The sequence below is a fragment of the Parabacteroides sp. ASF519 genome (genome assembly GCF_000364265.2).
Classification (GTDB): Bacteria; Bacteroidota; Bacteroidia; order Bacteroidales; family Tannerellaceae; genus Parabacteroides; species Parabacteroides goldsteinii.
The window spans coordinates 14,478-35,351 of record NZ_AQFV02000004.1 but is presented as its reverse complement, the minus strand read 5'-3'; the positions used below and the strand labels follow the sequence as shown (position 1 = coordinate 35,351).

Genomic DNA, 20,874 nt, shown 5'->3' with positions numbered 1-20,874 from the left:
ATTATGACCCGTATGGTGTCAAGGATATGGCCGACGGTGCCCGCAAGCTGGTTGAGAATTTCCGTTATTCAAAAGGAGAGAGCAGCCGCCATACAGGTCCTTCCACGTTGTTCCGTTATTTGTATCAGGCTGGCTATAACTGGTTGGGAGCCGAGCAGATGTACGGCCCTGAAGAAATTATCCTGTCTTCATTGCGCGGTGCTTCACGTGCTTATAGCAAGCGGGATTACGGAACGTTGCATGCTATGCAATGGGGTTCAGGACCTTTTACCGACCCGAAACATTCTTTACGTTTGTATATGTCGCTTGCCGTAGCCTATATGCATGGTTCTTCCCATATGAATACGGAAGAAGCCTTGTGGTTGGACGAATATGCCAACGACCGTTATTCCCAATCAGGCAAAGAGCATTTATATGCACAGCATCGTGTGCTGGATTTCATAGAAACACATACCCGTCGCGGCGAATTGAAAAGTAACGTCGCTGTTATCCAGGGAAGGAATGATGCCTGGAAATCGTTCGGCGGCAGCTTATGGTCACAGAAGGGCGACAAATGGCAATTTAATAAGGCTACGGAAAGTTTTGACCTCCTGAAAGTCTTCTATCCCAATAATATCGTGGATGGTTGCGGTCCTAACGGTTGGTTCACCTCTACGCCTTACGGGACTATCGACATTCTGCCTATCGAGGCTCCGCAAGATGTGATGAATAAATATAAGGCAATGGTATTCCTTGGCTGGAACAGTTTCGATGAAAGCGATTTCCTCCGCATCCGCAACTATGTATTTGACGGCGGAACGCTTGTCCTGACGGCCGCCCATTTGAATGCCGAACTTCAACCCGACCAACCGGCAAAGTTCCCGACTAACGATGCGGTTATCCGTGAAATGTTGGGCGATAATTACAAGTCTTTGAATGGAAAGACCGTTATCCCGTTCGGATCAGGAAAGATCATCTACTTTCCGCAAGCTGCTTATCCGGCAGAATCGTCTTTGAGAAGCCAGTATGAAGAAACAATGCGTGAGTTAGCTACGGAAACCGTGAACAAGGAACTTCCCTCCGGTTGGATCGAATCTGCTCCGTCTGTAGGTTTCACTGTTTGGGATAACAAAGACCACCGCACGATTTATTTGCTGAACACCGACTGGCAAAGTGCTGAACAGCAACATACGGCAACCTTCGTCTATAACGAAAGAATTCCCTGTTGATGTCAGACGTTATCATATCGAACTGTTCATTGCGTTAACGGTTTGCGATTAATCCCGGTAGTAATACGACGGATATTTTAAGCATAAATAAAGAAGGTAACAGTTGGAAAGTAACCGTACAGAATACGGAGAAAGATACAATCCGTTGTTTTAATGCAGAAACAGGAACGACAACCACTGTTGTGCTGGATAGCCCTTCTGTTCATGTGATTACGGTTGGGTATTGAAAAATAAGGTATCTCTGTCAAGTTGATTTAAAATAGAATATCCTCCGATGAAACCGGAAAGAAACCGATTCATCGGAGGATATTTATACCTGAGCATTTGTAGAACAAGTTCACTCAAGCCTCTGTTAAATAAACGCAGACTTAGTTATTCTTCTTATCTTTCTCTATTTTCCTCAAAAGATATTCCACATTAATAAAATGCCGGGTGTATTCCGCATGCATCCTTCTTACAACCGAACTGGCTGCTGCCATCTGAGCAAGGAACTGTAAATGTTTTCCAAAGAAACATTCACTTCATCCGTTCTTTCTTTTGTATGGTATCCTGTACGGAATAGGCACCACAAGCCATTTGTATTTCCGGCATTCCCTCATCCCAGGCATGCTGTGTATACTTGCAAAGTATTCCGAGATTTTTCTTTAAATCTTTACGAAGGATACTTAGCACTTCAAAATCATTGCGATTGGCAGAACAGGCATTCGGATTAACCAGACGGGCAAATTTAAGGTAAAATTCTTTCAATTCTTCTTCGGAAAAAGGAGATGGGTTGCCACTTGTTTTTTGCATCTCTTCACTTTGTTGGACAGTTAACAATTCTGTTTCCATACATATTAATATTAGATGTGAAGGCGAAGATTTTCTAAATATAAGAGCGGTTCCGCCTGTCCCGTTGCATTTCCTACCTCAGGCAGAGTAGATGCATTAACATTCTACACGGGGGTACGGAACCGCCATATAGAATGCTCGTGAGCGGACATAAAAATGCCCGCCACGGAAATTGGCAGGTTTCCCCGCCTGAGATATAGGAAATGCATCACAAATGTACGATAATAATTAAAGGATGCAATAAAATACACTTCAAAATTTGTAGATGAATTGATACTGGTAGTAGAGATACTTATAGCAGTTAGAGCTTTTAGGATAAGTCTCGATGCAAATAATTTCAATTCTGATAAAATATGAACAACTTTCTCTGATAGTCCTAAATTGACAAAATGCTATATAAGGTACCTTCTGAATAAGCTGTATGGGGTGGTATTTTGTACAGTTAGCTTTTATGCGACTGTGGGAAGGATGGAATGTGCAAAAAGTCGGAATAATGGTGTGATATGCGTTATAATAATATCGTATTACATATGGCGGATGCTATCTGCTGTATTGATGGTGATTTTGCAAAATAAAAGATATTGGAAAAGTATCTGTGATATTCCTTGTTTCAGAAATAAAACATGCTCTTTAGCATGAAATATCCCCTCGAAAATTCGAAAAATGAGTTTTTTTCTTGTTTTATTAACGTTTTTTAGCTTATGTCGAGTAAATTTTCAACCATAATAAAAATATACTTCATTTAAAACGAATATAAATTCCGTTTTAAATGAAGTATATTTTGCTTGAAGAACAGATAAAGCCGGATGCTTTGTTAATAAATGTATATAAAATTATCCTAGATAGGCAATATGGATGAATATACTGGTTGTTTAAATAAGTATTTTGCTATCATAAAGACATCTAATCGTTTGATTTGATAGAATAATGATATATTGATAATCAATTGAAAGTCGACATAACTGTTATTTGTGAGTCAACTGTCAACTTCAGAAATGTTTCATTTCTGATAAAAATAACCCTGATAAACCCTTTTAACGGGTATATTCAAAGAGGATGAACTCTTTGGGACAGTTTACTTTTTATCCGGGAATAACTTTTGTATTTCATACTCTGCGTTGTGTCCGGGGAAATTATCGTCGACCACATTCCCATCCCGATCCAGCATGACATAACGAGGTATGCCATTGAATTTGAATAGTTGACGCAGATAGTTGTATTCATCTTCCGGCAAACGGAACAGGTTGTCACCCATATCATTTTCCGAAATAAATTTATTGTAAGACTCTTCCGGAGAACCGCCTGTATCTGTAATATAGACAAAGGCGAGGTCCGGACTGTCTTTATATTTGTCTCTTAGCGGCTGCATATGTTTAATGCCGTAAATACAAGGTCCGCAGGTAGTAGCCCAAAAGTCGACTAAAACGAATTTTCCTTTGTGCGGGTCTGTCATTTTACAGAAAATATCCGTGGCCTTCCCTTCCGGAAGTTTATAGGCTTGTTTTTCTCCTTCCGGAAATTTCTTGGCATACATACGCATCGTTTCTTCTTTCAGGAAAGGCTCTGAGATACTGTTGTTTATTTCTTCAGCCAGCAAATGTCCTTCTTTGGGTGTAAGCATCTCTAGTGCATAATTCAGCGAACGGGTTTTTGCAATCTCAAACAGCAGACCGGGCGTGACTTGCAATTCATTCCGTAAGACAGAATCTTTGCGTAACCATCCCTTGCTAAACATTTCAAGCTTATTCTCGGGGGTGAATGTCATATCTGCGTTGTTGAAAGGTCCCATATATTCATAACGGTTGATGAAAGAACTGAACATATTCGAGACAAGTAAACTTTTGTCGTTACTATTTATCTTCGGAAGGAAGTTATAATAATCATCCGGAATCGGTTGTTTCAGGATTTCATTGGTAGAGTCCTGAGAGGCGTAATACCTTCGTGTCATAACATAATCAAACAAAGCTCCGTAAAATGATAGAAGTATTTTATTTTTCAGTAATTGCTGGCCTTTGATTGAAACAGTATTTTGTTTCAGCTTTTCTGCCAGTGAGTTATCAGCCTCTTTCAAAGCGTTCAATTGCTGTTGTTTAAATTCCGCCGGGCAAGAGTTTTAGTTGCTTTTCGAAATTCCGATAATTGAAAGTATTCACTTTAAACTTGTTAAGTTCTTTGTTTATTCCGGCTGAGGCTCCTTTGAAATCTATGTTTTTAAACTCATACCGGCGATCGCGATATCGGTCTGCCATCAGGAAGTCTTCCCAGTCGAGAGAAATAAATAAGGTTTCTCCCGGTTCGATATAAAATGGAATGGAAGTCCTTTTGAAAGAGATATAACCTTCCCAGGGATGATTTAAAAGAAAGTCAGCCTCGAAACGTCCGTCAGGATGGATTTGTATGACAGTCGGATAGTCTTCGCGGGTTAGTTCGTTACCAGTATAAATCATGCCGGTACTGAAGCCGGCTCTGGGATCGTATCCTTTTAGAAAACCGCGTAAATGGGCTGTGTCTTTCCGGAAGAAGTCGGTTCCGTAACCGGTCGACGGATCAGCTTCTGCTGCCAGCTGCTTTTCCATATCTTCCCATGTCCCGTATATGCTTTCTTCCACCGGTTTCTTCTTCTGATCTTTTGTTTTTTCAGTGAGATTCCGAAGATTGAACCTTCTCCCGTATCTGATTCGATATAATCGAATTTCTTCATTTTTTTATCGAAAGGAGGAAAGATCAGGACAAATGTGGAGTCGCCGGAATCAGGCATAAATGTTTTTTTACCGAACTCGGTTCCTTCGATTCCGGTCGGAAAATATTTCTTTCCGGTATCCGCATCTTTGATGTAAGTAGTACTGTCGAAAGAAATCCACCAGTGGGGAATAAATTCGCAATGTACTTGTACCCGTGTGTTTTCTTTGTTTCGCTCTATCTGAGTGATTGTATTGATACCTGTGCTTTTAAATTCATAAGCAGGGTTTTCAATGACGCGTTGGGCGAATGCTGTATGGCTGAGACCCAGAAGTAAGAATAGGATGACTGTTTGTTTTTTCATATCGGAATGTTTTAAATGTTATCCTTTCGTTAATTTATAAGGCTAAAGATAGGTTTTAGTAGTTATAAACAGCTTGTTTGGGTATGGTATTATTCTGTTTTTATCCTATTTTATTGTTTACTATGGGGGCTTTAACAGATATTTTATCTTTTAGTTGCTTGCTGCCTTTGAATTTTAATTCCTGTAGTTGAATATTTTGATGGATGGTTGCTATTGCCCCGATTAGTGTACAGATTGGAGGATTCAATAATTTTTTCGGCAGATGTATATAGGTGTTTTATAAAGGGTATAGCGTTAAAATAGAGTTGGGACAGGGCGTTTTCCGAGATTTTTAATAAGTTTGCAAAATGGAAGTAAAAGATCAGACGACAAATTGTTATCAGCGCATATATATGGAATATGCGCCTATGTTGCTTCGTTTTGCGGGCAAGTTTGTCTCCGGATTCTTTGCAGAGGATATTGTGCATGATGTTTTCCTGAAATTATGGGATAAGCAGGTTTTCCTTCTTCCTGATGACGATTTGAAAAGGATTCTTTTTGTAGCTGTGCGTAATGCCTGCATCGACCATCTGCGTCGTTCTAACATGGAGCAGGAGATACTTGACCACCGTGCTGTACAGCTAAAATTGGAAGAACTGGATTATTTCGAATCGTCCGACGAACTTTTCATGCGGAAAGATTTGTTAGAGCTTCTAATGAAGAAAGTGGCGGAATTACCAGAACGAAGCCAGGAAATATTCCGTCTCTCTTATCTGAAAGGAATGAAAGCTGCTGAGATCGCTGAACAACTGGGTTTATCTGTCCGTACGGTAGAGAACCAATTGTATCGTTCCTTGCTTTACCTCCGTAAGCACTGTTCTCATTTATTCTTTTATCTTTTTACCTTGATTTAAAAGGGGCATTTTTTTATTTTAAAAAAAGTTTGTTTTCGTGTGAGTACTTTTCATGTCCCATTCGTTATAAGTTCATAAAGGACTAAGTCACTTTATATCTAACAGAGAAATTATATGGAAGACGGACGATCTGAATTGGTCATAAAATATCTGCAAGGGCAACTGGATACACAGGATATAAATGATTTTTACACCTGGGTGAATGAGAATGTCGAAAATAAAAAGGTATTCTTTGAAATCAAAGCGGTCTATGATGCCTGCTATACCAATAGAATGCAGAATGATATGGAAGGAAGTTGGGATCGCCTTCTGAAGAAGAGAAAGGTGTTTTATCCACGTAAGAAAAGTAGATGGCTGCAATTGGGTAATTATGCAGCAGTCTCTTTTATAACAGTATGTCTTACCTCTTTATTTCTGACTTTCAATAAGGATGAAGACAAAATAGCGACCCGATATATCGGTGGGGACGGTTTGGATGCTGATGTCGTCGAATTACCGGATGGAACACAGGTTTGTCTGGGATCGAAGACTGTCTTTCATTATGAAAATGATTATGGTCGAAAAGAGAGAACCGTCTACCTGGAAGGTGAAGCCTATTTTGAAGTAGCAAAAGATAAAGACAAGCCCTTTATCGTAAAGACAAAGGAACAGAATATCGAAGCCCTGGGAACAAAATTCAATGTTACAGCTTACGCTTACGCTTCCGACTCACTGCTCACTACAACCCTGCTGGAAGGAGCCGTTCGTCTGAAGACAGAGAATATTCTGCATCAAACCATACTGAAACCCAATCAGCAGTTTATTTACAACCGGAATACACATGCTGGTGATGTCAGGAATGTGGATGCCAAACAGTTCACATCCTGGACTACCGGTTATTATTATTTTCCGGAACAAAGCCTGGAAGCCATACTTTACCGGCTGAGTCATGTCTATGGAGTGCAATTTACCGTCACGTCCGAAACTCTGAACAAACGAACTTTCACCGGAACTTTTTACCGGGGACAAAGTATAAAAGATATCATGGAAATCGTCAACCTTTCTATTCCAATCAAATATAGGATTGACGACCGTCATATAACCGTTTCTGAAATATAAATAATAGCTAATCTTAAAAATGTATTAATATGAGCGAGTAAAGTGGTAAAAAGAAAAGAAGAGAAAATCTTGCCGGATTCTCTCTTCTAAAACGTGTGATTCAATTAAACTCCCATTGCCGTGGGATTATGTTTAATCTTAAAACATTCAAAAGTATGAATAATCAACGTATAGTTGTTTCTGTAAATCTGAAAAGAACTATAAAAATTATGAAATTAACCGTGTTAATGCTAACCGTTTGCTTGTCGCAAATGGTCGCCGCAACTTATGCGCAAACAACAAAACTAAATGTTTCTGCCAAAGAGGAGACATTAGAAAATGTGTTGAAACAAATAGAAAAACAATCAGAGTTCTTGTTTTTCTATAATCTGGAAGAGGTCAATAAAAACGAAAAGATCTCGATCAGAAAAAAGAATGCCAATATCCAGGACGTTTTGGATGCCATTGCCACCAAAACAGGCTTGAGATATACGATCAAAGACCGTCACATTGTGCTGACTACAGAACATGTTTCAAATGCTGCTATTTCACAACAATCACAGAAAGTAACAGGTGTTGTCAGTGATCTTATGGGACCGGTTGCCGGAGCTAACGTGATTCAAAAAGGAACAACCAATGGTACGACTACCGATCTAGACGGTAAATTCTCTATCGAGGTGCCTGCCAATGCAACATTGCAGATTTCTTTTATCGGCTATATTCCACAGGATATTGCCGTAAAAGGACAGAGTGTTATTAATGTAACATTGAAAGAAGATTCACAGGCGCTGGAAGAAGTTGTCGTTGTCGGTTACGGTACGATGAAGAAGAAAGACCTGACTGGCGCTGTTGCTTCTGTTAAAATGGACGATGCCCCCGTCGGTACGGTTTCAACCATCAGTCATGCGCTAGCTGGTAAGGCTGCCGGTTTGCAGGTAAGTACGATCAGTGCACAGCCGGGAGGTCAGTCTACTTTCCGTATCCGCGGTGCTGCCTCTTCAGACAAGGCTGGGAATGATCCGCTGATCATTATCGATGGTTTTCCAGTGAGCGATCCGGGATCATTGGACAGCGGAAACCAATATAAGGATGGAAATAAGGATAATATCCTGTCTTCAATTAACCCGAACGATATAGAATCTATCGAAGTACTGAAGGATGCAAGTTCTACTGCTATTTATGGTGCACGTGCCGGTAACGGTGTGATTATCGTAACGACGAAACGAGGTAAAAGTGGTGCGGCAAAAGTACAGTATTCCGGTTCTGCATCTGTTCAGGATATTTCAAAGTCTTATGAAATGTTGGATGCTTCAGGCTTTATGCAAGCGACAAACGATTACAGAAAAGAGCTTTGGCTGCGTACGAATGGCGTGGGCATTTATGGTGGTAAATCCGAATCAGAAGTGGCTTCACCTTTTGTTCCGGATTATACTGCTGAACAAATTGCCAATCCTGCATATAACACAAATTGGTTTGACGAAATCTCCCGATTGGGATTCCAAACTTCACATAATTTATCCATTACCGGCGGTAATGAGAATACGAAATATCTGGTTTCCGGTAACTATTTCAAACAAGACGGTGTAATTAAAAATAATGCCATGGAGCGTTATTCTGCACGTGTAAATCTGGATCAGAAACTGAGTAAATATGTAAAGATGGGAGTAAACCTGAATGTATCCCGTAACCAATATGATAATATTCCTCTGGGAAATGGGCAGAATGAAAATGCAGGTATCCTGGTTTCGGCCGCTCAGTTTAATCCAACATTGCCTGTACGCGATGAAAACGGTGAATACTCAATGAATCAGGACGCCTCTTTCCTTCCCAACCCAGTTTCTTTATTGGATATTACAGATAAGACAACTAAAGAAAGATTACTAGGTACGGTTTTCTTTGAAGTTCGTCCGATTCAGGATTTATTGTTGAAAGCTAATTTCGGTATCGACCGTAACTATCAGAAACGTAAACAATACATGCCTACAACAACGTTGTATGGAGCAAGAGAAAATGGTTCGGGTTATATAGCACAGGCTGATAACTCAGACTATCTGATGGAATTAACAGCTAACTATACTAAACAATTTGGTGATCATAATTTAAATGCATTGGTTGGTCATTCTTACCAGTTGTTTGATTATGAATTTCTGTCAGGAAAGAGCAATGACTTCATTACAGATGGTTTCTTATATAATAATCTGGGAGCAGGCAATGCAAAACGTCCGACTGTAGGTTCAAGTGCAACAAAATCACGCATGGCCTCATTTTTTGGTCGCGTGAACTATTCATTCAAAGATCGTTATTTATTGACTGCCACTCTTCGTGCGGATGGTTCCTCTAACTTTGCAGACGGAAACCGCTGGGGGTATTTTCCTTCTGTTGCTGCCGGATGGAGATTTACGGAAGAAGAATTCCTGAAGTCTTTGACAAATATCTTATCAAACGGTAAATTACGTTTGAGCTATGGTGAAACAGGTAATGCCAATGTGGGTGACAAAGCATATAGCTACTATAAAGTGGGTAATAATAATTTCTTTGGCGGTAGTGCAGTTAATGGTGTTTACCTGGATCAGATGGGTAACAATGAACTTACCTGGGAAACGACACGTGAATGGAACCTTGGTCTGGATTTAGGTTTTCTGAACGGTCGTATTAATGTAACAGCTGAATATTTCCACAAAGTAATATCAGACCTGTTAAACGAACGGACTCTGTTATCTTACAACGAAGTGAATAAAATTATAGCTAACGTAGGTAAAACTCAAAGCCAGGGTTTTGAATTTACACTCAATACTACCAATATCCGTAACAATAATTTTGAATGGACTTCCGATCTGACATTCTCTTTATACCGGGACAAATGGAAAGAACGCGATCCGAACTGGAAGCCGAGTGCATACAGCGAATACAACGGTTATATCCGTTCTTATGCCGGTTATCTGTCAGATGGCCTGGTACAACCGGGTGAAAAGATCGACCACATGCCAGGAGCTCTTCCCGGACAAGTAAAAATTAAAGATATCAACGGATATGTTTACAATGAAGACGGTTCGATTAAAGTTGATGAACACGGTATTCCAATGAAGACCGGTAAACCTGACGGCAAACTGGATGATGCTGATAAAGTGATTTATGGTTCTGCCGACCCTGGGTATCTGTTTGGTTTTAACAATACATTTCGTTATAAAAACTTTGATCTGAATGTTTATTTCTACGGACAATTTGATAAATTATCAGCCGGTAGCTATAAGAAAACCTGGATTAGTAATAACGTCAATGACTTACGCCGTGGTTACAACCAACCGGTTTCAGTAGGCGATATTTGGAGTTCAACGAATCCTAACGGCACATTGCCTGGTTATTTCCAAACTGAAAGCGCTTACGGAACGGGGGATTATTATTACGAAAAGACCTGGTTTATCCGTTGTCGCAATATTACGTTAGGCTATAATATACCGATCAAGACCAGCAAGCACATCTTATCTAATGTCCGCGTATATTTTGATGTGAACAACCCGTTTGTTATCACGCCGTATACAGGACTTGACCCGGAAACTGACATTTCAAGTTCAGAAAGTACTCCTTCAAGTCTGCAATGGGCTTATCCGAATGTCCGTACTTACAGCTTTGGTTTGGATATTACATTCTAATTTATTAATCAATAAAAGAAGATATAAGATCATGAAGAAATTATTATATACATTAATGTGCTGCTGTACATTAATCTCATGTACTGATCTGGAGCCGGAAAGATATGATGCCATCAACCCCGGATTTTTCCCAAAAACAGAGAAAGATGCGGAAGCATTGATCACAGGCGGAGTTTACGCCCCTTTTCGTTGCGATAACTATAGTGGTATCTTCAACGTGGCAACCGGTGTACAGATTATCGGAGATATGTCGACCGATCTGGCTGTTTGTTGTTGGGTGAATGATGCATGGATTCCTTTGACCAGTCACAACTGGACACCCAATCACCAGTATTCGACAATAAACTACACCAATTATGCCAAATATCTGGGGACAATGACATTGACGCTTGAACGCATTTCCGGTGTGGAAATGGCAGATAATGTGAAAGCACGTATGAATGCCGAAATCCATATGGGACGTGGTTGGCTAGCCTTCCTCTTATATGATTTCTATGGTCCCATGCCAATACCTACACTTGAACAGCTAAATAACCCGTTGGCAGAAGAGATCATTCCCCGGGCAAGCCAGGAAGAAATGACAACATTTATCGAAACAGAATTAAAATCAGCACTGGAAGGCCTTCCTACCCGCGCTTCTGCATTCGGACGTTTTGATAAAGGTCTAGCATATACAGTCCTGATGAAATTCTACATGCACGAAAAGAACTGGGCAAAAGCTGTTGAATGTGGTCGTGAGTTGATGAAAGCCGACTACGGATACGGATTAATGGATTCCTACCAGTCTATTTTCACCCTGGAAAACGAACAGAATAAAGAAATCATCTTTGCCTGCACCGAAGAAAGAGGTACCCAACTGGAATTATGGCACGACCATTGCCTGCCGGGTAACTATCCCTGTAAGAACAATTCTATCCAGCGTTGGGACGGCTTCAAGGTTCCCTGGCCTTTCTATCGCACATTTGACAAGAACGATGATCGTCTATCCGTATTGGTTGGCGAATATATGGGTAACGACGGCGTATTATTCAATGAAGAATCTGATATTATAAAACATGGTAATACCTATTCAGGCGCGGTTCCTGTGAAATATGGCGAAGATCCGGAATCAACAGGTGATGGCAGCCAGATCGATTGGATCGTTTATCGCTACGCAGATGTGCTGACTTTGCTTTCAGAAGCAATCGTCCGCCAGGGAAATTCGGTAACACAAGAAGCTGTCGATTTGTTAAATCAAATACGTGTACGAGCTAAATTGTCTCCATATACTATGGGAGACATAAAAGGCGTCGATGATTTTCTGGATAAGATGCTTCAGGAACGCGGTCACGAATTTTGGTGGGAAGGAAATCGCCGTGCAGACCTGATTCGACATGGTAAATTCATCCAGAACGCGATCGACCGTGGTTCAACGACGACGAAACCCGAATTTGTTCTCTTCCCGTTGCCACAGGCTGTCATCAACGAGGGGAAAGGAATTATTATCCAGAACCCCGGATATTAATTCGTTCCTCCAAATAAAAAAACTATATTTGCATTTTTAAGAAAAGGCCGCTTTTAACTGCGGCCTTTTTTCTCTAATAAAACTAAATATCATGAAACACTTGTTTTACACATTTCTCTCCGGTTTACTTTTTATAAGTAATATACTACCTTCCAATGCTCAGGACTATCCTCCCAACCCGTTGGAAAAAGAAGGATACCGCTTAATTTTCCATGATGAATTTGATGGTAAAGAAATTAATACCGATAAATGGATTCCGGAGTATTTGCCGTCATGGCCTAAAGACAGATCCGTTTGTACCCCGACTTATGAAATGAAGAATGGTATTATCAGACTTATCATTGACAAGAACTCAAAGAATGAATTTGATAACGGTATGTATATTTCCGGTTTCATGAGTGCCAGTCGTACCGGGCTGCATCATTATGACCCAAAGAAAAAAGCACTTCACCAGATAAAAACCGAAGCAACTCAGATCAATCAGTACGGATATTACGAAATGCGTGCCAAGATGCAGAATGGCGGAGGTGTTCATTGTGCCTGGTGGCTCATCGGTTTCGAAGACGATCCGAATCAAAGTTGTGAAATCGATATATTCGAAATACTGGGAACTGATGTCAATCGCATTTGGGCAACAGTACATAGCTGGAAAGATTCTACCATTCAATATCATACGGAACATCCGTGGTTTGCCAATAAAAAATTGGCAGAAGAATTCCATATATATGGCTTCGACTGGACACCGGAAGGTGTCACTGTTTATGTCGATGGCATACAGGTTATGAAACATAAAGCAGCGATTACCTATCCGCTCATCCAAATCATTTCTTTTTATGATAACCGGAAAGCCAAAGATGGTTGGACAGGTACTTATGATCCAACCATTCCCTATCCTAAAAGTTTTGATATCGACTACATTCGTATGTACAAAAAAATACCGGAAGGATACAAGAGCATTCCGGAGAATGATTTGTGCATTACCTCTATCGAACCTGCCTGTTTACAAGTTGCCGAAGGGAAAGCTACTTTACGGAATATTGACGGGCACATTACCCGCGAATTGTTATATACACCTTCGTTTGTCAATGTACATTATAATGACGGTACTACAACTCAACAATTTGTGGAATGGGAACCTTTAAATAAGGAAGCCTTTGAAAAAGTTCAAAAAGAAGGAACTGTTATTGTAGATGGCCAGATCAAAGGATTACCGGAGTCATTATTGAAAGGGCAAAAAGCTACGTTAATCATCACTATCAAATAAGATTAATTCTATGAAAATAATTCATCTCTTATGTTTACTATTCATCGCGGTGATAGCCAAAGCTGCATCACCCGTCGAGGCTTTGTTGGAACGCATTGACAAAGGAGCTTCCGGTAAATTCATTATCGAACAGATCAAATCCCCGGTCGATTTTTTCGAACTGGATCAGAAAGGAAACAAAGTCGTCATCCGTGGAAATAACCCGGTAAATATAGCGGTAGGATTAAACTGGTATCTGAAATATCATGCCGGAATCCATCTTTCCTGGAATGGCATGCAAGCCAAGCTTCCGGAAGTTTTACCAGCTGTCGTCCGAAAGGAACGTCATGAAACAGATATGAAATATCGCTACGATTTCAATTATTGCACCTATTCATATACCATGGCTTTCTGGGATTGGGAACGTTGGGAAAAGGAAATCGACTGGATGGCTCTGCATGGAATCAACCTGCCGCTTGCCATGGTCGGGACGGACGGCGTCTGGTATAATGTACTTAAAAAGTTAGGATACAATAAAGACGAAATCAACGAGTTTATTGCCGGCCCCGGTTTTCAGGCCTGGTGGCTGATGAATAATCTGGAAGGCTGGGGTGGACCGAATCCCGACAGCTGGTACAAACAGCAGATCACCCTGCAACAGCGTATTGTAAAACGGATGCGCGAATACGGCATTGAACCCGTCTTCCCCGGTTATTCGGGAATGGTTCCTCACAATGCAAAAGAAAAACTGGGACTGAATGTTTCCGACCCCGGACTATGGTGTGGTTACCACCGCCCTGCATTCCTGCAACCGACAGATCCCCGCTTCCAGGAAATAGCCTCCCTGTATTATAAAGAGCTGAACAAACTCTACGGCAAAGCTAACTTCTACAGCATGGATCCCTTCCATGAAGGTGGAAGCGTAGCCGGAGTAGACTTGGATGCCGCGGGAAAAGCAATTATGCAGGCTATGAAGAAAAACAATCCGAAAGCCGTATGGGTGGCACAAGCCTGGCAGGCAAATCCACGCTCTCAAATGATTGAGAATCTGAAAGCCGGCGATATGATCGTCCTGGACCTGTTTTCCGAAAGCCGCCCGCAGTGGGGGGATCCCGAATCTACCTGGCATCGCAAAGACGGTTTCGGCCAGCACGACTGGATTTATTGCATGTTGCTGAACTACGGCGGCAATGTAGGTCTGCACGGTAAAATGGCGCACGTGATCGACGAATACTATAAAGCCAAAGAAAGCTCTTTCGGCAAAACATTGCGTGGTGTAGGAATGACAATGGAAGGAAGCGAAAATAATCCGGTCATGTTCGAACTGTTGACGGAACTCCCCTGGTGCCCGGTACATTTCGATAAAAATGAGTGGCTTAAAAACTACACGGTAGCCCGTTACGGAAAAGCGAACCCAACCGTGCAGGAGGCCTGGATTCTCCTAAGCAATTCCATTTATAATTGTCCGCCGGAAAATACGCAACAGGGTACTCACGAATCTATTTTCTGTGCCCGCCCTTCCGATCATCCTTATCTGGTATCGAGTTGGTCTGAAATGAGTGACTATTACAATCCGGATGACGTTATTCGTGCCGCAGCCATGATGGTTTCCGTAGCTGACCAGTTTACAGGTAATAATAATTTTGAATACGATCTGGTAGACATCGTCCGCCAGGCCATTGCCGAAAAAGGTCGTTTGGTGGAAAAAGTAGTGGAAGCCTCCTTTGCTTCCGGTGATAAACAGCTTTACAATACAGCTGCCAACCGCTTTCTGCAACTTCTCCTGTTACAAGATGAGTTACTGGGAACCCGTCCGGAATTTAAAGTCGGAAATTGGATCGCCCGGGCCCGCTCTCTCGGAAATACCCCGGAAGAAAAAGACCAGTATGAATGGAATGCCCGTGTACAGATCACGACCTGGGGGAACCGCAATGCTGCCGATAAAGGCGGTTTGCGTGATTATGCCCATAAAGAATGGAACGGTATCCTGAAAGACTTCTATTACATGAGATGGAAAACATGGTTCGACTATCAGAACGAATTACTGGATGGCAAAAAGCCGACTGCAATCGATTTCTACGCATTGGAAGAACCCTGGACAAAATTGACGGATTCTTATTCATCCGAACCGGAGGGTGATTGTATTTCGACTGTAAAACGTATATTCAAAGAAGTATTTAACTAGAAATATATTTTGAGAAAAATCCCCGGGAACTATATTAATTCTCGGGGATCTGTTTTTATTTAATCTTTTCAAACCAGGGTAACCTTTCCAGCGGAACTTCTATCTCTATCGTTTTAGGGCCACGGAACTTTTTACCGGTATCGTCTTTCCATTGCCCTTTGGGCAACATTACTTTGCGTTTATGTCCTTTTGTCACGATGGGAGCTACTAAATATTTATCACCCAGCATGAACTGATCTTTGCAGTCGATAAATCCCTGATGTGGGAAAGCATATTCCATATGGCGGAGAATTGGTTCACCGGTCTCTGCAGAATGACGAGCCTGTTCCAAAATGTAACCACCCATTTTCTCATGCAAATGAGCGTAATCACGGCAAATAGCCAGGTGTTTTTCATCCAGGATACGCCAGGGCGCAACGGAGAACTGCATCATCGGCATCAGTGTATGTACCTGACAGGAACGAACAATCAACTCCTGGTCCAGCTTTGTCTGGTCTACTCCCAGGAAAGAACCGAACTGGCCTCCGCCGATCATGTCAGGGCAAGCATAAGCGTACCCTAATAATCCGGCAGCAATCATATCAGGAATCAGGAGTCCTACTGCATTCCAGGAATAATCCTTATCTCCCAGACGTTGTACTAAAGCCTGTCCACCCATTTTCCAACCGGCACGGTATTCATTGAACGGAAAGTCCAACCCGATTTTGGCCCAGTATTCACACATATCCACGGAGGTTGCAGCCTTGTCATAGAATTCTAAAGTCGGATCATTATAATGACCGATGTCACCGGCATCAAACTTAAATCCGTCTACTCCATATTGTTCCTGCATATTGCGCAATTGTTTTTTCAAATGCTCCGCGGCAGCAGGATTACTTAAATCATAACAAGCACTATAACCGTTCCACCAGGGGATAATTGCAGCTTGTTTAGTCCCTTTCTTTTTGATCAAATAGCCTTTTTGTTGTAATTCCCTGAACTCAGGACTGTCAGGGCTTACAAACGGACAAATCCATAGCATGATGCGGAATCCGTCTTTATGTAACCGATCGATCATTCCTTTCGGATCGGGGAAACGCTCCGGTTTGAAATCAAAATTACCGTAATATTTCTGCCAGTTGTCGTCTACCATGAAAACACCGACCGGAAAATTATTCTTCATTATGTTATCAGCATATTTCAATATATCTTCCTGATTCTGATTGTACATCAGTTCAATCCAGGTATTGTATTGAGGCATGGAAAAAAATAATGAATCCGGTAACTGTCCGGAAGGAGGAAAATGTTTTGTAGAGGCTGCCATATAAGCATCTTTCAACGTATTTCCAGCCAATATCGGTTCCAGGCTTTCATAATCTGAAAAGATTTGCAGATTTCCATTCTCTAGTTTGAAAGAGAAAGGCTTGTTACTCCAGATATATCTTCCTTCAGAAGATAAAAGAAGAGGAACATTCTGATTATTCAGATTTTCAGAAGCAAGATCGAATAAGCGGATATCGTCTTTAAAAGGCATCTGGGACCCGAGGGCAACTATGCCTCCCCACCATTTTTCACCTTTTAAGGATGTGATTTTTGATTCGTATTTACTTTCTGCCCAGCATGATAATGTAAAAAATGCTGCCAGAAAAAATAGAAGAAGTGTTTTCCTTGAATGCATAGCGTTATTATTAAAAGTTTTATTCGAATACTTCTACAAAGATACATTTTACGGTTGGAATATAGTCCTTTTCCGATTTTGCAGAATAAAAATTATTATGAAAGAATATTTGTGTATCATAACGAAAAAGAGAGGTATTCAGCGTATGTGAACAATATTTACTATGATAAAATAAAAAAATCTTTATGCAGTATTATTGATTTCTAACAATACTGCACAAAGATCTTATAGAATCAATAGTTACTGATAAGCGTACTATCAATAACCCGGATTCTGGATAACAGTACCCTTACTTTCATTAATAATGGACTGGGGTAACGGCATCAGGTTCATGTAATCCTGAGCGGTTACAGATCCTCTGTATTTACGGGCGTATTCAATGTATTTACCATGACGGATCAAGTCTGTACGGCGAGCACCTTCAAACCATAGTTCATGACCACGTTCTTCCAGTACTTTTTCCAGAAAATCATCGACACCTTTGATATCGGAGAGATTATAGGTAGAAATACCAGCACGCGAACGTACCATATTTAATAAGCTGACAGCTTCTTGCGTCACAGCATTACTATTACGGACAATAGCCTCCGATAATAAAGTAATTACATCTGCATAACGATATACGATCCAGTCTATCTGGCTTTCTTCACCGGTTGCTGCAGGGTCTTCTCCGTATTTAACCGGCATCGCTCCTGTTTGTAATACAGTACCCGGATTTTCTTTATTATAAAGTTTACCATCTGTCCCAACAAATTCACCGACCAACACTTCTAATCGTTTATCGTTTTTATCGAATGTTTCATAAAAGTCCCATAAAACGCGATAACCACCCCATTTCTGGATGCTTTCATTCTTTGTCGGATACTGACTGGAGAGAACATGAGCCTGCCAAAGTTGCTGATTTACACTGCTGCTACAGATCGCAGCCCAGATCGTTTCAATATTTCCTTCATTTTCCAAAGTGAAAATATCCTTGTAATTATTCATCAGTCCATATCCATATTCCGGTTTCATCAATTCCCGTCCGCATTCTTCTGCTTTTGCCCAGTTATTTTCATGCATGAGGTTGTGTCAAAACGCTGGCACAACCTTTTTTTATGCACAAAGCCCAGACTTTCACAAGCCCAGGCTTTGTTATTACCCAAAGTTTTTGTATCTTTAGGCATAAAGTTTTTCATTATGGCAAAGTTACATTTTCGTCCTTACATTCCCAACCAAACAGTTCTTTTTCCCGGAAGAATTGATGAAAACATAGCAGCGAATGATCCGGTTCGCATAGTTAATACAGTTGTTGATAATCTCAATCTTGACAATTTCAAGAAGCTTTATAAAGCAACCGGTCGTTGTCCTTATCATCCTAAAATGATGCTTAAGGTGATTATCTACGCCTACATGAACAATATCTATTCGTGCCGCAAAATAGAGAAGCTTCTCCTACGTGACATTCATTATATCTGGCTTTCCGGTAATGAACATCCGGATTTTATTACCATCAACCGTTTCCGTAATCGTGTAAAAGAAGAGATAAATAATGTATTCACGCAGTTGGTTCTTGTCCTTGTCGACAAAGGTTTCATCAGCCTTGACGTAGAGTATATCGACGGTACCAAGATTGAGTCCAGAGCCAACAAATATACTTTTGTCTGGCGCAAGACAGTCGAAAAGAACCGTACAAAGCTGATGGATAAGATCCGCATTCTCCTGGAGCAGGTGGATGAAGCCATAGCCCAAGAGAACTCCACCAAAGACACACCCGTAGAGTTCACTCCCGCCATGCTCTCAGATATAGTGAATGAACTTAAAGAGGTGCTGGAACACCAGCCTGTAACAAAGGACAAGGAACAAAAGAAAGTCATCCGGGAAAAGAAGAAACAAGTCCGGGAACTTGAGGAACACCGTGACAAGTTGATGGAATACGACAACCATCTTGACACTCTTGGAGAACGCAACTCCTATTCCAAGACCGATCCTGATGCCACCTTCATGCGCATGAAAGAAGACGCCATGAGAAACGGGCAGACCAAGCCCGGATATAATCTGCAAATAGGTACCCAGAACCAATTCCTCATAGACTTCCGACTGTTTCCCAATCCAACCGATACACTGACCCTCATACCTTTCTTCCACTCCTTTGAGCAACGCTATAACCGCTTACCGACTGTCGGTGTGGCAGATTCCGGTTACGGCTCGGAAGAAAATTACCGATTCATGCAAGATAATGGGATAGAAGCCTTTGTCAAGTACAACTACTTCCATAAAGAACAGCGTCCCCGTTATACCCCCAATCCATTCCATGCGGAGAGTCTCCATTACAATGCGGAAGAGGATTATTACGTTTGTCCTATGGGGCAGCACATGAACCGTATAGGAACCAGGAGTGACAAAACAGCTAGCGGATACATCACCGAAAGTGCCCGGTATAAAGCACAAAGATGTGAAGGGTGTCCTTTACGTGGTAGTTGCTTTAAAGCCCGGGGGAACCGTATTATAGAAGTCAACCACCGATTAAACCAATACAAACGGCTGGCACGGGAAAGGTTACTCTCGAAAGAAGGCTTCAGGCATAGGGGAAGGCGATGTATAGAACCGGAAGCAGTTTTTGGACAAATGAAACACAACATGGCATACAAAAGGTTCCGGCATGTGGGAGAAGACAAGGTTACAATGGACTTTGCCTTCTTTGCTATAGCTTTTAATATCAAAAAGATGTGTACAAAACTATTAAAAGCAGGAAAGAGAAGGAGTACACACATTATATTTATCTTTATCAGACCACGTGTGGCTCAACATACGAGGAATATTAAGCCTTACCTAATTACTGAAGAAATAGTCGCATAGACAAAAAAAGAGGAACGACTATTTTTAAGATAAAAAAGGAGATGTGCCTTAGTTTTGACACACCCCCAAGCCAGACCTCTGGTAAAACGTCCGTAGTTGCTATCAGATGATTTGTAAGTTGCAGGTAACACCTCTATCGCTGCTTTCAGATCATTCTCAATGAATGCGACCATATCTTCTTTGGATACGCGGGATATAATTATTTCCCCTAACGGATTATTCAACTGTTCCAATGTCGGTATCTGAATGGGACCATAAAAATCGTATAATATATAAGCTAACCATCCCCGACCACAGAGGACTTCAGCCTCTAATCGTTTTTTAGCTTCATCTTTCATTTCGATATTTGATATACGATCTAGAGCTAATGTCATTTTCCCAATATAGTTGATATAATCTTTATAGATTTTTGTTGGGCAGTCGGATGATGGAGTAAAATTTACTTCCAATAAATCAGGCCAGTAAACATCATTCCACTGACAATAACCTATATCAGTCGTCATTTCTCCAATAACATGAATGCCACCGTTAGCTGCTGTGAAAAGACCGCTATACCAACTTGAACGAAAGGGGGCGTAAGCGGCAGCTGTAACTAATGCATTGGCATCATTTTCGTTAACGGGGAAGATATTCGGATTAATCACATCATACATTTCTGATTCCAGATTTGTACAAGAGGGTAAAAATGCGGTTGTTGTCAACGACAAGGATAATATATATAGTAACTTGTTCATATTATACTCAA

At 41.1% G+C, this 20,874-nt stretch carries 13 protein-coding genes and 2 pseudogenes; 8 read left to right on the top strand and 7 right to left on the bottom strand.

All coding sequences use genetic code 11. From position 1 onward, the window contains the following. Nucleotides 1-1,208, top strand: a pseudogene (locus tag C825_RS00340) (hypothetical protein); the annotation flags it as partial. Nucleotides 1,209-1,724: 516 nt separating this feature from the next. Here the strand turns inward: C825_RS00340 and C825_RS00335 are convergent. The 4 genes from C825_RS00335 to C825_RS00320 all read right to left on the bottom strand — a co-directional run bounded on the left by C825_RS00335 (nucleotide 1,725) and on the right by C825_RS00320 (nucleotide 5,082). Next, the gene (locus tag C825_RS00335; RefSeq protein ID WP_250690541.1) at nucleotides 1,725-2,039 is read right to left on the bottom strand and encodes a hypothetical protein; all 315 of its coding nucleotides are present in this window, start codon (nucleotides 2,037-2,039) and stop codon (nucleotides 1,725-1,727) included. Between the two features lie 1,075 nt (nucleotides 2,040-3,114). Further along, nucleotides 3,115-4,119, bottom strand: a complete 1,005-nt coding sequence (locus C825_RS00330) for a TlpA family protein disulfide reductase (protein ID WP_250690540.1) — start codon at nucleotides 4,117-4,119, stop codon at nucleotides 3,115-3,117. A 10-nt stretch (nucleotides 4,120-4,129) separates the two neighbouring features. After that, on the bottom strand, nucleotides 4,130-4,615 hold the full coding sequence (locus C825_RS00325) for a hypothetical protein (RefSeq protein WP_250690539.1): 486 nt from the start codon (nucleotides 4,613-4,615) through the stop codon (nucleotides 4,130-4,132). After that, nucleotides 4,522-5,082, bottom strand: coding sequence for a hypothetical protein (locus tag C825_RS00320; protein WP_250690538.1), 561 nt, complete (start codon nucleotides 5,080-5,082; stop codon nucleotides 4,522-4,524). Before C825_RS00320 ends, C825_RS00325 begins: the two co-directional genes overlap by 94 nt. A gap of 347 nt (nucleotides 5,083-5,429) precedes the next feature. On the opposite strand from C825_RS00320, the gene C825_RS00315 reads away from it, so the two are divergent. The 6 genes from C825_RS00315 to C825_RS00290 all read left to right on the top strand — a co-directional run bounded on the left by C825_RS00315 (nucleotide 5,430) and on the right by C825_RS00290 (nucleotide 15,634). Continuing rightward, nucleotides 5,430-5,975 (top strand): RNA polymerase sigma-70 factor, encoded by a 546-nt coding sequence (locus tag C825_RS00315; RefSeq protein WP_009860118.1) that lies wholly within the window; start codon nucleotides 5,430-5,432, stop codon nucleotides 5,973-5,975. A 114-nt stretch (nucleotides 5,976-6,089) separates the two neighbouring features. Beyond that, nucleotides 6,090-7,073: a FecR family protein gene (locus C825_RS00310; protein WP_010800955.1), complete on the top strand. Its 984-nt coding sequence runs from the start codon at nucleotides 6,090-6,092 to the stop codon at nucleotides 7,071-7,073. Nucleotides 7,074-7,228: 155 nt separating this feature from the next. Beyond that, entirely contained in the window at nucleotides 7,229-10,702 is a 3,474-nt protein-coding gene (locus C825_RS00305) for a TonB-dependent receptor (RefSeq protein WP_010800954.1), read from the top strand. A 31-nt stretch (nucleotides 10,703-10,733) separates the two neighbouring features. Further along, nucleotides 10,734-12,206, top strand: coding sequence for a RagB/SusD family nutrient uptake outer membrane protein (locus C825_RS00300; protein WP_009860110.1), 1,473 nt, complete (start codon nucleotides 10,734-10,736; stop codon nucleotides 12,204-12,206). Between the two features lie 91 nt (nucleotides 12,207-12,297). Continuing rightward, complete coding sequence (locus C825_RS00295; protein ID WP_010800953.1) at nucleotides 12,298-13,470, top strand: family 16 glycosylhydrolase; 1,173 nt, start codon at nucleotides 12,298-12,300, stop codon at nucleotides 13,468-13,470. 10 nt (nucleotides 13,471-13,480) lie between these two features. Beyond that, nucleotides 13,481-15,634 carry an alpha-N-acetylglucosaminidase gene (locus C825_RS00290; protein ID WP_010800952.1) on the top strand — a complete coding sequence of 718 codons (2,154 nt, stop codon included), beginning with the start codon at nucleotides 13,481-13,483 and terminating at the stop codon, nucleotides 15,632-15,634. Between the two features lie 55 nt (nucleotides 15,635-15,689). Here the strand turns inward: C825_RS00290 and C825_RS00285 are convergent, their stop codons facing one another. Together C825_RS00285 and C825_RS00280 are read right to left on the bottom strand one after the other, a co-directional pair. Further along, nucleotides 15,690-17,291: a glycoside hydrolase family 31 protein gene (locus C825_RS00285; RefSeq protein WP_010800951.1), complete on the bottom strand. Its 1,602-nt coding sequence runs from the start codon at nucleotides 17,289-17,291 to the stop codon at nucleotides 15,690-15,692. Nucleotides 17,292-17,549: 258 nt separating this feature from the next. Next, nucleotides 17,550-18,353, bottom strand: a pseudogene (locus C825_RS00280) (RagB/SusD family nutrient uptake outer membrane protein); the annotation flags it as partial. 117 nt (nucleotides 18,354-18,470) lie between these two features. Here C825_RS00280 and C825_RS00275 point away from each other — a divergent pair. Continuing rightward, nucleotides 18,471-20,129, top strand: coding sequence for an IS1182 family transposase (locus C825_RS00275; RefSeq protein ID WP_010800114.1), 1,659 nt, complete (start codon nucleotides 18,471-18,473; stop codon nucleotides 20,127-20,129). Here C825_RS00275 and C825_RS00270 read toward each other — a convergent pair. Next, nucleotides 20,099-20,863, bottom strand: a complete 765-nt coding sequence (locus C825_RS00270) for a RagB/SusD family nutrient uptake outer membrane protein (protein ID WP_010800948.1) — start codon at nucleotides 20,861-20,863, stop codon at nucleotides 20,099-20,101. The two genes, C825_RS00275 and C825_RS00270, sit on opposite strands and share 31 nt — an antisense overlap. Nucleotides 20,864-20,874 lie beyond the last annotated feature (11 nt).